17 protein-coding genes are annotated in these 12386 nt (G+C 71.0%); 8 read left to right on the top strand and 9 right to left on the bottom strand.

Translation table 11 applies throughout. The annotated features are described in order from the left end of the window. The first annotated feature begins 95 nt into the window (after positions 1 to 95). Positions 96 to 758 (top strand): HAD-IA family hydrolase, encoded by a 663-nt coding sequence (locus OG257_RS26820; protein WP_329211521.1) that lies wholly within the window; start codon positions 96 to 98, stop codon positions 756 to 758. 78 nt (positions 759 to 836) lie between these two features. On the opposite strand, the gene OG257_RS26815 is transcribed toward OG257_RS26820, so the two are convergent. Further along, positions 837 to 1571: an ABC transporter permease gene (locus tag OG257_RS26815; RefSeq protein WP_329211519.1), complete on the bottom strand. Its 735-nt coding sequence runs from the start codon at positions 1569 to 1571 to the stop codon at positions 837 to 839. 279 nt (positions 1572 to 1850) lie between these two features. On the opposite strand from OG257_RS26815, the gene OG257_RS26810 reads away from it, so the two are divergent. The 4 genes from OG257_RS26810 to OG257_RS26795 all read left to right on the top strand — a co-directional run bounded on the left by OG257_RS26810 (position 1851) and on the right by OG257_RS26795 (position 5794). Then, on the top strand, positions 1851 to 2495 hold the full coding sequence (locus OG257_RS26810) for an HNH endonuclease family protein (protein ID WP_329211518.1): 645 nt from the start codon (positions 1851 to 1853) through the stop codon (positions 2493 to 2495). Positions 2496 to 2662: 167 nt separating this feature from the next. Then, positions 2663 to 4348: an alkaline phosphatase D family protein gene (locus tag OG257_RS26805; RefSeq protein ID WP_329211517.1), complete on the top strand. Its 1686-nt coding sequence runs from the start codon at positions 2663 to 2665 to the stop codon at positions 4346 to 4348. 110 nt (positions 4349 to 4458) lie between these two features. Further along, positions 4459 to 4917: a DoxX family protein gene (locus OG257_RS26800; RefSeq protein ID WP_329211515.1), complete on the top strand. Its 459-nt coding sequence runs from the start codon at positions 4459 to 4461 to the stop codon at positions 4915 to 4917. Between the two features lie 214 nt (positions 4918 to 5131). After that, entirely contained in the window at positions 5132 to 5794 is a 663-nt protein-coding gene (locus OG257_RS26795) for a DedA family protein (protein WP_329211513.1), read from the top strand. Positions 5795 to 5831: 37 nt separating this feature from the next. Here the strand turns inward: OG257_RS26795 and OG257_RS26790 are convergent, their stop codons facing one another. The 5 genes from OG257_RS26790 to OG257_RS26770 form a co-directional block, all read right to left on the bottom strand. Next, a complete protein-coding gene (locus OG257_RS26790) occupies positions 5832 to 6056 on the bottom strand; it encodes a DUF2277 domain-containing protein (protein WP_329211511.1) in 225 nt (74 codons plus the stop codon). A gap of 52 nt (positions 6057 to 6108) precedes the next feature. Then, a complete protein-coding gene (locus tag OG257_RS26785; RefSeq protein WP_329211509.1) occupies positions 6109 to 7494 on the bottom strand; it encodes a DUF1254 domain-containing protein in 1386 nt (461 codons plus the stop codon). Between the two features lies 1 nt (position 7495). Then, complete coding sequence (locus tag OG257_RS26780; RefSeq protein WP_329211507.1) at positions 7496 to 7924, bottom strand: DUF7144 family membrane protein; 429 nt, start codon at positions 7922 to 7924, stop codon at positions 7496 to 7498. A gap of 156 nt (positions 7925 to 8080) precedes the next feature. Further along, entirely contained in the window at positions 8081 to 8425 is a 345-nt protein-coding gene (locus OG257_RS26775; protein ID WP_329211505.1) for a hypothetical protein, read from the bottom strand. A gap of 5 nt (positions 8426 to 8430) precedes the next feature. Further along, entirely contained in the window at positions 8431 to 8646 is a 216-nt protein-coding gene (locus OG257_RS26770; protein ID WP_329211503.1) for a hypothetical protein, read from the bottom strand. Between the two features lie 119 nt (positions 8647 to 8765). Here OG257_RS26770 and OG257_RS26765 point away from each other — a divergent pair, with 119 nt between their 5' ends. Then, the gene (locus OG257_RS26765) at positions 8766 to 9278 is read left to right on the top strand and encodes a DinB family protein (RefSeq protein ID WP_329211501.1); all 513 of its coding nucleotides are present in this window, start codon (positions 8766 to 8768) and stop codon (positions 9276 to 9278) included. Positions 9279 to 9282: 4 nt separating this feature from the next. Continuing rightward, positions 9283 to 9975, top strand: a complete 693-nt coding sequence (locus tag OG257_RS26760; protein ID WP_329211499.1) for a hypothetical protein — start codon at positions 9283 to 9285, stop codon at positions 9973 to 9975. 202 nt (positions 9976 to 10177) lie between these two features. Here OG257_RS26760 and OG257_RS26755 read toward each other — a convergent pair whose 3' ends face one another. Further along, positions 10178 to 10738, bottom strand: a complete 561-nt coding sequence (locus OG257_RS26755; protein WP_329211497.1) for a DinB family protein — start codon at positions 10736 to 10738, stop codon at positions 10178 to 10180. A 135-nt stretch (positions 10739 to 10873) separates the two neighbouring features. On the opposite strand from OG257_RS26755, the gene OG257_RS26750 reads away from it, so the two are divergent. After that, entirely contained in the window at positions 10874 to 11299 is a 426-nt protein-coding gene (locus tag OG257_RS26750) for a hypothetical protein (RefSeq protein WP_329211495.1), read from the top strand. A gap of 76 nt (positions 11300 to 11375) precedes the next feature. Here the strand turns inward: OG257_RS26750 and OG257_RS26745 are convergent, their stop codons facing one another. Continuing rightward, the gene (locus tag OG257_RS26745; RefSeq protein ID WP_329211493.1) at positions 11376 to 11621 is read right to left on the bottom strand and encodes a hypothetical protein; all 246 of its coding nucleotides are present in this window, start codon (positions 11619 to 11621) and stop codon (positions 11376 to 11378) included. 112 nt (positions 11622 to 11733) lie between these two features. Further along, the gene (locus OG257_RS26740) at positions 11734 to 12195 is read right to left on the bottom strand and encodes an SRPBCC family protein (RefSeq protein ID WP_329211491.1); all 462 of its coding nucleotides are present in this window, start codon (positions 12193 to 12195) and stop codon (positions 11734 to 11736) included. Between the last annotated feature and the right edge of the window lie 191 nt (positions 12196 to 12386).

Below are 12386 nucleotides of genomic sequence, written 5' to 3'. Positions count from 1 at the left end.
GCCTCCGCCCGTTTCCCCTGACCGGCGGGCGGGGCTGCTTGTTCTCTTGACCTGCCCCGTGCCGGTCGCACTTCCCCGCGCTCTGGAGCCTGCCGATGTCGGCCACCGTCCTCGAAGCCCGCGCCCTCCTGTTGGACATGGACGGCACCCTCGTCAACTCCGACGCGGTGGTGGAGCGCTGCTGGCGGCGCTGGGCGCTGAAGCAGGGGCTCGACCCCGAGGCGGCGCTCAAGGTGGTCCACGGACGCCAGGGGTACGCCACGATGGCCGCCCTGCTGCCGGACCGCCCCATGGAGCAGAACTACGCGGAGAACCGGGTCATGCTCGCCGAGGAGACCGCCGACATCGACGGCGTGGTGCCCATCGGCGGCGCCGCCGCCTTCATGGCGTCCCTCGCCGGCCTCCCGCACGCGCTCGTGACCTCGGCCGACGCGGCGCTCGCCCGGGCCAGGATGACGGCAGCGGCCCTGCCGATGCCGGAGATCCGGGTCACCGCCGAGCTGGTCGGCGCCAGCAAGCCCGACCCCGAGGGCTTCCTCAAGGGTGCGGCCGAGCTGGGCTTCGCCCCGGCGGACTGCATCGTCTTCGAGGACTCCGAGGCGGGCATCGCCGCCGGCCGGGCGGCCGGCATGCGGATCGTGGGCATCGGCCCGCGCGCGGCGGCGCTCTCCCCGGACGCCCACGTCGAGGACCTGACGCGGCTCCGGGTGGAAGCGGTCGGCGACGGTTCGATCCGTCTGCACATCGACGCGGCCTAGCCCTCACCCTCACCCCGCGTACCCACGCGCCTCACATCGGCGCGCCCCGGCCCCCGCACGCGCCACACCCCGCACGCCTCATCCGCGGTGCAGGCGCCCCCGGGCCACCAGTTCCAGCACGAGCGCGACGGCAACCGCCTGCACCGCCATCAGTGCCACCAGGACGAACAGCTGCACGGCGCCCGCCTCCACGGGTGAGGCGCCGCCCAGCAGCATGCCGACGAAGGCACCGGGGAGCGTGACGAGCCCCACGGTCCGGGTCTGGTCGAGCCCCGGCAGGAGCGCGTCCGACGCCGCCGGGCGGGCGATCTCCAGCCGGGCGTCCCGGTCGGGCAGGCCGAGCGCCATCCCGGCCTCGACCTCGCCCCACCGGGTCCCGAGCTCGTCCAGCGCGCGCCGCCCGCCGAGCACGGTCGCGGTGAGCGCGCCCCCGATGAGAATGCCCGTGACCGGGATCAGCGCGATGCCCCGCACCGGGACGAGCCCGGTGAGCAGCAGCGCACCGACGACGGGGACGACTCCGGCACCGATCGGCAGCGCCGCCCACCGCCAGGTGCGGTTGGTGGTGATCCGGCGCCCTGCCGTCCACACCGCCACCGCGAACATCAGCGCCAGGAAGCCGAGAAGCGGCCCCGCCGAGCGCACCACCCAGCCGATGAGCAGGGATACGACGGTGAGTTGCACCGCGGCCCGCAGCCCGGCGACGACGATCTCCCGCGCGCGCCCGAGCGAGGCCGCCGCGGCGACCGTGGCGGCGAACACCAGGAGTACGGCGAGAGCGACACCGAGCGTGGGGGTGACCGGAAGCAACACCCGGCCACCCTAGGTGTTTTGGGAGCTCTCGCCCGCTCACACCGCCACGAACCACCCGGAACCGGATCGCGCACGCCCGGCCGAGCCGTCCCGCCGCCAGATCCCTTCCTCGAACACACTTCGGACCGGACGTCAGACCGAGTCGCCCTACCTCTTGATGTGACGTGCGCATGTCGCCACTCTGTTACCTGGCGACCATCCCCTGGAAACCCGGCGCCGCCAGGATGACCGGGCCCACAGGCCGCCCGCCCAAGTTCCCCCCACATCAAGGGAGTTCTTATGTCCGGTATCTACGCGCGTCGCATAGCCGTCGTCGCCGCCTCCGCCGCACTCGCCGCCACCACCGGGCTCCTCTCCGCCCCGGCCGCCCAGGCCGCCATGCCCACACCGGTCAGCGCGTCGACCGCCCGCACGTACCTCAGCCAGCTCACCGTCTCCGCAGAGGGCTCCTCGACCGGCTACAGCCGCGAACAGTTCCCGCACTGGATCACCCAGTCGGGCGCCTGCAACACCCGCGAAGTCGTCCTGAAGCGCGACGGCACGAACGTCGTCCAGGACTCCGCCTGCGCCGCGACCAGCGGCAGTTGGTACTCGCAGTACGACGGCGCCACCTGGACCGCCGCCTCCGACCTGGACATCGACCACATGGTCCCGCTGGCCGAGGCATGGCGCTCCGGAGCGAGCAGCTGGACCACGGCCCGGCGCCAGGCCTTCGCCAACGACCTGACCCGCCCCCAGCTCATCGCGGTCACGGACAACGTCAACCAGTCCAAGAGCGACCAGGACCCGGGCGAGTGGCTGCCGTCGCGCACCGCGTACCGCTGCACCTACGCGCGCGCCTGGGTGCACGTGAAGTACTACTACGGCATGAGCGTCGACTCGACCGAGAAGAGCGCGCTGCAGTCCGTGCTGAACGGCTGCTGACACCGAGCGGCCACGGAACCGCTCCTTGACCGGCCGCCGCCCAGGCCCGGGCCCACGGAGCGGAACCATCCCGCCCTCCTCCGTCGTTCCGTACCGTACGGAGCCATCGGCCACGGCGACCCGTACCGTACGGAGCCATCGGTCACGGCGACGCGAGGAGGGCACACATGGCCGGGCTACGCCTGGGACCACTGCTGCGGTACGTCGACTGGGAGTCCGGTTCCCGGGCGACGGTCTGGGTCGAGGCGAGCCGGCCCTGCACGGCCGAGGTCCGCTGCGCGGACGGCGCGTCGGGTTCCACCCCGACCTTCGCGGTGCAGGGGCACCACTACGCGCTGGTGGTGGTCTCGGGCCTGACGCCCGGCTCGACCACGGCCTACGAGGTGTTCCTCGACGGCCGCCGCGTCTGGCCGCCCGAGGACTCACGCTTCCCCGCGAGCACCATCACCACACCCGCTGTTCCGCGGCCGGAGGAGACCGGACCCGTCCGGATCGCCTTCGGCTCCTGCCGCTGGGCGGCCGCGCCCGAGCAGGAGCGCGACCCCATCGGCCCGGACGCCCTCGACACCCTGGCCGTCGAGCTCGCCGCCGACCCCACGGCCGTACGTCCCGATGTGCTCCTCCTCCTCGGCGATCAGGTGTACGCGGACGAGACGTCGCAGGCCACCCGGCGCCGGCTCTCCGCACGCCGCGACCTGAACGAGCCGCCCGGCGCGGAGGTCGCGGACTACGAGGAGTACACCCACCTCTACGACGAGTCCTGGCGCGACCCGGAGGTGCGCTGGCTGCTCTCCACGGTTCCCAGCTGCATGATCTTCGACGACCACGACGTCATCGACGACTGGAACACCAGCGCCGCCTGGCTCGAGGACATGCGGCGCACGCCGTGGTGGCACGAACGGATCGTCAGCGGCCTGATGTCGTACTGGGTGTACCAGCACCTCGGCAACCTCTCCCCCGACGCCCTGGCGGCCGACCCGCTGTACGCGGCGGTACGCGCCGCCCCGGACGCCACAGAAGTACTGCGGGAGCACGCCGCCCGTGCCGATGCCGATCCCACACACACCCGGTGGAGCTACCGGCGTGTTTTCGGCCGAGTACGGCTGCTGATGGTCGACACCCGGGCGGCCCGGGTTCTCGGCGAGCAGCAACGGTCGATGCTCGACACCGAAGAGGCCCGCTGGATGCGCGACGAGGCCCTCGCCGACCCGGACGCGTACGACCATCTCCTGATCGGCACCTCACTGCCGTGGCTGCTGCCGCCGCTCATCCATGACGCGGAGAGCTGGAACGCCGCGCTGTGCCGTGGCGAGCGCGGCGGCCCCGACGGGCGCTGGGCGCGCTTCGGGGAGAAGGTGCGCCGCGCCTCTGACCTGGAACATTGGGCGGCCTTCCCCGAATCCTTCAACGAGTTGACGGAGCTGCTGCGGAAGGTGGCCGGCGGGCCGGACGCTCCTGCCACGGTATGCGTGCTCTCGGGCGATGTGCACCATGCGTACATCGCCGAACCCCACTGGCCGGATCCCTCACCGGGCGCCACTCCCGGCGCACGCATCATGCAGCTGACCTGCTCCCCCGTGCACAACTCGATCCCCGCCACGATAAGAGCCGGATTCCGTTTCGGCTGGAGCACGCCCGGCCGGTGGCTGGGACGCGCGCTGGCGCTCCACGGCCGGACGGGAGCGCCGCCGATGCGCTGGCGCAGGACGGGCGGACCATGGTTCGGCAATCAGCTGATGACCTTGACCCTGCATGGCCGGAAAGCTGCGCTGACATTGGTTCAGGCCAGACAACAGCCCACAGGCGCGCAGTTGGAGACGGTCCTGGAGCGCACACTGACATCGAACAGCTGATCATTTTCAGCCAGTTGCGAATATGTTGAACTTGCAAGTAATAATGAGGTCTACCTAACCTGAAGGGCCCCGCTCGGTTCACGTCCCCAGACCGAAGGAGCCAACCCCCCATGTCCGCACGTCTGAACAGGGCCCAGCCCTACGCACTCGGACTCTTCCGTGCCGTCATCGGTTTCCTCTTCGCCTGCCACGGCGCCGCCTCGCTCTTCGGCGTCCTCGGCGGCGCGATGGGCGGCGGCACCGTGCCTTCCGGCACCTGGCCGGGCTGGTACGCAGCCGTGATCCAGCTCGTCGGCGGCACCCTGGTCGCGCTCGGCCTCGGTACCCGCGCAGCCGCCCTCGTCGCCTCCGGATCCATGGCGTACGCGTACTTCAAGGTTCACCAGCCGGAATCGCTGTTCCCCCTCCAGAACGGCGGCGAAGCGTCGGCCGTCTTCTGCTGGGCCTTCCTGCTGCTGGTCTTCACGGGCCCCGGTGCCGTGGCCGTGGACCGGCTCTTCTCCTCCCGCACGAGCGCCGCCGGCGAGGACCAGCGTCCCCGCGAGAACTCACCGGCCGTCCCGGTCTGACCGACCGGCCGCCGGCCCCGGTCACGTACGCCCCGGCACCCCGCTGTCATGGGGGGCCGGGGCGTACGTGACCTGCACAACATCACCCGCCCCACGGCGAACTCCGGGGAAACGGCAGGCGTACTCTGAACCGCTGACCCTGCCGCTCCTGCCGCTCCCCTGCGACGCCGCGGCGTTGACACGGTGACATGGGGAAACGGACGGGGAGTAGAACGTGCTCGAGAGTGTGGGTGCGCTGACCGGCAGCCCATGGATCTACGCAGTGGTCGCCCTCTCGGTACTTCTGGACGTCTTCCTGCCCGTCCTGCCCAGCGGTGTGCTGGTGATCACGGCGGCGACGGCTGCCGCGGCGAGCTCGACGACGGTCACCGCCAACCCCGGCGAAGCCACCCAGCAGGTGCCTTCGCTGCTGGTGCTTACCCTGTGCGCTGCCACGGCCTCGGTGCTCGGCGACCTCGTCGCGTACCGCCTCGCATGGCGCGGCGGCGACCGCCTGGACCGGGCCATCGCCCGCTCCCGCCGTCTCACCACCGCACAGGAGCGCCTCGGCGCGGCGCTGAGCCGCGGCGGCGGCGCCCTCGTCGTCATCGCCCGCTTCGCCCCGGCAGGCCGCTCGGTCGTGTCCCTGGGCGCGGGCGCCGCCCACCGCAAGGTGCGGGAGTTCCTGCCCTGGTCGGCGCTGGCCGGGGTGGCCTGGGCGGGCTACAGCGTGAGCCTCGGCTACTTCGGCGGCCAGTGGCTGGGCGCGAGCTGGCTGGGCACGGCCGTCTCGGTCCTCGCCCTGTTCCTTGCGGGCGCCCTGGCGGCGCTGGTCGTCCGGCGGCCGCCCCACGCCCGGCGAGCACCGGTCGTCACCGGAGCCCCGGCAGGCAGCTGACACCGCCCGACCGGCGGCCGGTCAGGCGGTCCCGGGCTCACACCCGGGCGGCGCTGCCCCGGATCTCCAGGCCGTCGAGCAGGCGGTGGGTCGCCTCCGCGATCTCGGCGACGGCACGGTCGAAGACCTCCTGGTTGTGCGCGGCGGGCGCACGGAAGCCCGACACCTTGCGTACGTACTGCAGGGCGGCGGCTGTCATCTCCTCCTCGGTGGCCTCTTCGGGGATGGCTGGCGGACGAAGCGTCTTGATACTGCGGCACATGTCTCCAGTGTGTACCGCGGCACCGACAGCGGCACCGAAGAGAACCCGCGGCCTACCGTTCGTCGAGCCGCTCGACGGCCGGGATCACATAGCTCCCGTCGAGAACGGCCTGCTCAGGGGTGTGGAGCCGCATCACGGCCCGGAAGTCACCGGCGGGCGCGGGCAGCCAGTTCGCCGCCTGGCCGGGGTCCGTCGGCCGCTGCCGGGACAGGTACAGCGTCAGCGACCCGTCGGCCGCGTGTACGACACCGGGGGTACGGTCACCGATCGCGTACCGGTCCGCCGGATTCTCGACCAGGTGGTTGCCCGGGACCTCGTACACGGTCACGGACCAGAACCCCTCGACGGGAGGCGGCCGGCCCAGGCGCAGCGCATAGCTGTGGGTCCCGCTGAGCAGGCGTCCCCGGGAGTCGCTGCGGGTGTGCGCGCACACCGCCTCGTATCCGTGCGGCCCCCAGAGCGCCTGCCGTGCCGCCACCGCCCTGACCAGGTACGACGCCTCGCGGTCCGGGATCCTCCACTCCGGCGAGCTGATCGTGCCGACGCCGAAGTGGTCGAGGTTGTGGTCGAAGAGGTGCGGGTTCATCTCCCACGCGCCCGGCGCCGTGTCCGCGCCCTCCCGGGCGTCGTCCCGGTATCGGCACGCCTCCGCCACCCGCGCCCTGCCCAGCGCGAGCCCCTGTGTCAGCGCCCGCAGGAGACCGGGCCCGGCCGACACGTACGGCGAGAGGCCCTCCTCCAGGAGCCCCAGGGGCTGGAACCGGTCCTGGTAGGCACGGTCGGCGGCAGCGGGCGGGAAGTCGGCCATCCACACCCGGAGCCGTTCGAAGAACCGGAGGGCCTCGGGTACGTCGGAGTCGGGCGCGGGCAGACCGGTCCGGTGGGCGTGGGCTCCCAGGTGCGTGAGCGTGAGCTCCTGCTGGAGCGCCCGGACACGGGGCATGTCGTCGGGCCCGTCGCACGCGATGCGGCCGACGAGGGAGACGACGGAGGTGGGTGCGTCGATCACCCCCGTCACCACGTCGGGCACGGTGCCGGACCAGCCGGGCGGCACGATCAGCCAGTCGCCCTCGCCCGTACCGGTCGCCCGCCGCCCGACATAGGCGAAGGTGCCGCTCCACGCGTCCACGAACTGCAGCGCGTAGTACGCACCGCCGGTGTCCGGCACATGAAGCCTGACCGGGCCGCCGGACAGGTCGAGCTGCGCGATCGCGTCGACGGTGTCGACCGCCGCGTTCGCGACGTTGTCGGCGGGAACGGCGGGCCGCGCGGCGTGGGCGAAACTGTTGAAGGGTGTCGGCGCCAGGACCCCGAAGCCTTCCTGCAGGCACGCTTCGACCGCCGACAGCGCGAGGACCAGCGGGGAGCCGTAGACGTATGCCTCGGCGGCCAGGGCAGCCGTACCGTCCCGCTCCCGGCCACCGCGCCCGCCACTCACGTCAGAAGGCCGCCTTCGTCCGGTCCGTGCACAGGGCCCAGATCACGAAGGCGTCGATGGCGATCGAGACGATCGCCCACACCGGCTGGTACGGCAGCCACATGAAGTTGGCGATCAGGCTCAGCGCGGCCAGCCCGACGCCCACGCCGCGGGCCCAGAGCGCGCCCTTCAGGATGCCCGCACCGACGATCACGAGGACGATGCCGAGAACGAGGTGGATCCAGCCCCAGGACGTCACGTTGAACTTGAACGTGTAGTCGTTGATGCGGGCGTACACGTCGTCCGACGCGATGCCCGCGATCCCCTTGATCACGGCCAGGACACCGTCGACGAGCAGCAGGACACCGGCGAACATCACGCCCCCGGACGCCCACGCGCTGCCGGACCCCGGGCTCGGGGAGGTGCCCGGCGTGGGTACTGACTGGGCCATGGGTACTCCTTCGGTCGTCGGATGCCCGCCGCCGCGGCCACGGGCAGGTCCGACGCTGCGCGACACGGCCGCCCGCGACTACCCGGACGCAGCCGTTCGGGTGAGGGGGCCACGCCGCGGTGCAGTCCGAGCCCTCCGCTCGTGCGGGGTCCGGGCTCAGGGGCCGCCGACGCTCACGACATGCCCCTGGGCGTCGACGGTGAGGGCGACCCGCTCGACCTTGTTCGTCAGCGCGACAGCGACCCATACGGCGCCCCACACGAAGCACGAGAAGACGGTCAGGAAGGCGTGCAGCACATGGTTGACCGGCTGCCCGCGCACGAGGACGGCCTGAGTCCCCGACCGGGACTCCACACGCCATCCGCCGGCGATCCGCCGGCTCACCACCCAGTCGAGAATCAGCCCACGCTGTATGACGTCGGGTGCCGCCCCGCCCGCCCCGTAATACCCGGGAGGAGGTTCGAGGGACGCCTCGCCCCGGCGCGCTCCACGAAGCTTCATGGGGCTCACCTCCAGGTATCGAGGTCTCCGCCTCGCCACTCGATCAGCTCGGGTTGGTCCAGGTCGATCTCCTCCACCCCCACGGCGAGCCCGGCCTGCCGCAGAAAGGCGGCCACATCCCCGCGCCCGTGCGCCAGCCCGACGATCTGCCCCCGCACGGTCACCCGCCGCCCGCCGGTCGGCGAGGGCGGATACACGATCACAGGTGGATGTCCGGACATGCCTCCACGGTCCCCCGCCCCCCGCCGGACCGCATCCCGGGAGGCACTTCAGCGGCTGCGTTCGTCCGCTGTGAAATCCCGGTGCGCCGGGTCCCCCGCCCCGACTAGCCTCGGCGCCCATGCCACTTCCTCGTACACGCCCTGATTTCACAGCGGACGAACGCAGCCAGCTCGTGGGCTGGCTCGACCTCCAGCGTTCGATCGTGCAGTGGAAGTGCGAGGGGCTCTCGGACGAGGACGCCCGCCGGTCGGTCCTCCCTGGGTCCCCCTTGATGACCGTGGCCGGGATCGTCTCGCATCTGCGCTGGGCGGAGCACTGCTGGTTCCAGGTTCTGTTCCTGGACCACCCGGCAGCGGGCAACCCTCAGTTCTCGGGTGTCGAGGACGCCGACTTCACGGCCGAGGGCATTCCGCTCCCCCAACTCCTCGCCGAGTACGACCGCCAGTGCGCCGCCTCCAACGAGTTCATCGCCACGCACGCGCTGGACGACATCGGCCGGAACCGCGCGTACAAGGCCGGCTCGGCATCACTGCGCTGGATCCTGTTCCACATGATCGAGGAGACGGCCCGCCACGTCGGCCACCTCGACACGATCCGCGAGCTCCTCGACGGAGAGACAGGCCATTACTGACACCATGGGCGCAGCCACGGATGGAGCCGCCGCGTGGGACGCACGGCTGGGCTGGGCGTTCGGGCTGACGGCGGAGGACCCGGCCGAAAGGGCTGCGGCGCTGGACGCCCTCGCTGATGCCCAGGAAAACGTGCGGGCGGCTCTGGGCCGGTACAACGAACTGTGGTCGCTGAACCTGTCACCGGCCGGCAAGGACCCGTGGCAGGATCCGGCCTTCCTGCGCGCCTACGAGGCGTACCGCGAGGCCGGGAGGCACGCGCTGCCCGACGCACTGTGGAACCGCCCGCCCGGGGACATCAGGACCTGGCCGGGCCTGCCGTACGCACTGCTCTTCCTGGAATGGGAGGCACGGTTCCCGCAGGAGTGGACCAGGCACGCCAAGAAGTGGGGCACGAAGCAGCTGCTCCTCCGCGCCGTGGCGGTCCCCGGCCACGGCGAGACCGCCCGGACGAAGCTCACCGACCTGGTCGAGATCGTCGTACGGAGGCCCTACCGCTGCAAGGACCGCGAGTACGTACACGTAGCCCGAGCCATCGACAGCGAGGATCTGCGCCGCCGGCTGGAGACGGCGGCCCGGTCCGACACCCCGTGGGCGAGACGGCACGCAGGCTATGTGCTCCGGCTGCTCGATCACCCCGAGGTGCCCAACACGATCCATGTCTGGCAGAAGTGGCTTGCGGCGGAACGAACCGGATGAGTCCGAACCACTGTCCCAGGACGGCCGGTTACCCACCGCCTCGTGACACCTGCCGGCGGCGGCCTCGACCTCCGACCGCCTCCCGAACGGCCCCCGCCACCGCGGACGACCGTCCAACCCCCGTACCGACCGACGACGTCGACACAAACTGTGGACGGGCTGCCTCAGACCACAGGACAACGAGCGGCGCCCACCGCCTCCGTCACTGACCCACCCGTCCGTCGACGCACTCGCGCAACAGATCGGCGTGCCCGCAGTGACGGGCGTACTCCTCGATCCTGTGCACCATCAGCTCCCGTACGGCGATCCCGTCCTTACCCAGACGCTCGCCCAGATCCGGGTGTCGGGCCAGCGCGGCATCGGTCGCTGCCTGCTCGCGCTCCAGATCGGAGTACGCGGCGTCGACCACGGCCTGGTCGGCGACAGCTCCGTCGAAATCCGCGTCCCTCTTGCCGTACAGCTTCGGCACCGGATCACCGTCGCCGATCCAGTTCTGCCAGTCCCGTTCCACCTCGACGAGGTGGCGGAGCAGCCCGAGCAACGACATGGTCGACGGCGGAACCGACCGCCGGGCCAACTGCTCCGCATCCAGGCCCTCGCACTTCATCCGCAGGGTCAGGCGGTAGTCCGCCAGGAAGTCCTGCAGCGTCGCAAACTCGCCCTCCGAACCGGCACCTTCGCTGTTGCGGGGGTCCTCGTCCGGGTCGGCCCACATGTCGGGGTAGGTGGTTGCCTGGGTCCATCGTGCGGGTTGATCATTCATGCGCCCATGCTCGTCGGCGAGAGCCTGGGGCCGCTACTTCTTTACGGTTGGCCGCCGAGGGACCGTACCCCTCCTCGCCCAGCCGGCGCGCATGCTCAGCGATGCGGTGTGGCATCGATCATGGAGAGAGGTCATATGCGAACCCATCGCTACAGAGTGCAGAAGGGTGGCTTCGGGCTGTTTCTCGGAATAGCGGCCGAGGCCACCAGGCTGTCCGCCCCGCCGACCAACGGCACCCCCGTAAGCAACCGGGTCTGGCTGGACGCTTCCGAGGTCCGCAACGCCTATTACGGGAGTCGGCTGACACTCACCGAGTCTGAAGTCGCCTCGCTGCAGGTCGGCCTGGGCAAAGTCTCCGGCGCCATCGAACTCGTCGAGAGCAGCCCCTACGTCCTGATCGCAGTCCGAGCACTGGAGATCGTCGAGGCCGACTACGCGGAGGTGGCTCTTGCTCCGGCAATCGCAGGATGGGCGGAATCGGAGTGGTCTCTGGCGCCCCGCCGCTGCAGCGCCCTCCGTGACAGCACCACCGGCCAGTACACGCTGCACTGGGACGAGTGACCTTCGCACCCGATGGTGCCGTCGTTCGGCTGCTTCCTCTCAGGCAACGTCCCTACGCTGCCCAGTGATCAACCCATCACGAACTCTCGGTGAAGCGGACGGACCAGGCGTAGCCGCTCAAGCTGTCGTCCGGAACTCGCCGGACCTCTCTGACCTGGCAACCGTCGTGGGCGTACTTGAGGGCGAACCGGTCGTGACGCTGCGCGTCGGTGAGATCCTCCATGGACAGAGGCGCTCCGACGACGAGGTCTTCGTGAAGGACTGAGTCCTGCGCGGCGCTGTCCGAGCATGCCGAGCAATGATGCGTTTCGGGTAGGGCCATGCGATCAGTGTGCTCCTACCTGGGAGCCCCGACGCGCACAGAGCTCGTCGCCGCGCTGTCGGTGTGGTCCTCCGATGGCGATGCTGCGGTCAGGGCGCCGCGATCATTCGTCTCAGGTGAAGGTGCCGCAAGCGCTTCCGTCATGTTCGCGCATCGCGATCCGGGCGAGCTTCGTCAGCATCATTCCGTTGCGGACCGCGACGAAGTAGTCCACGGGGAGTCCGTGCATCCGGGTGCCGGGGCCCCGGAGGGGATGCCAGTCGAGGGTGAAAAGAGTGTTCCCGCCCCAGGGGATCAAGGTCATGGCGATGCGGGCCGCACCGAAGGGATCTGCCTTCGCTTCCAGTTCCAGGCGGTGTCGGGGCTCACAGATGCGGACGACGCAGGTGTCGTCGAGGCTCAGGGGGCCGGCGCCCACTCGGACGTTCAGGCGGGCTCCCACCTCTGGCCACTGCGGGTCCACGGCGAGGACCTGCTGGGTTCCTGTCACCCACTCCCCGTAGCGGTGGCCGTCGGACAGCAGGCGCCACACCTCGGACGGCGAGCTCAGGATCAGACGGCGGTTCCGGGCCACGCTGATCACGCTCCTTCTGGAGGCTGCGGACATGGAAGGCGCCGCCGATCATGTCCGGCCGCCCATGGGCTTGGCCTCCAGCCTCCTGCGACCGCACCACATGCACAGTCCGACAGGTCCAGACGGGTGGGTCGACCTGCCCTCACTCACTCCACAGGCGGACGGGCTGGGCCCCTCGGCCGGCGGAATCG

Source organism: Streptomyces sp. NBC_00683, assembly GCF_036226745.1.
In the GTDB taxonomy this organism is placed as follows: domain Bacteria; phylum Actinomycetota; class Actinomycetes; order Streptomycetales; family Streptomycetaceae; genus Streptomyces.
Note: the sequence above shows the minus strand (reverse complement) of the source record. Positions and strands in the feature narration are given on the sequence as shown.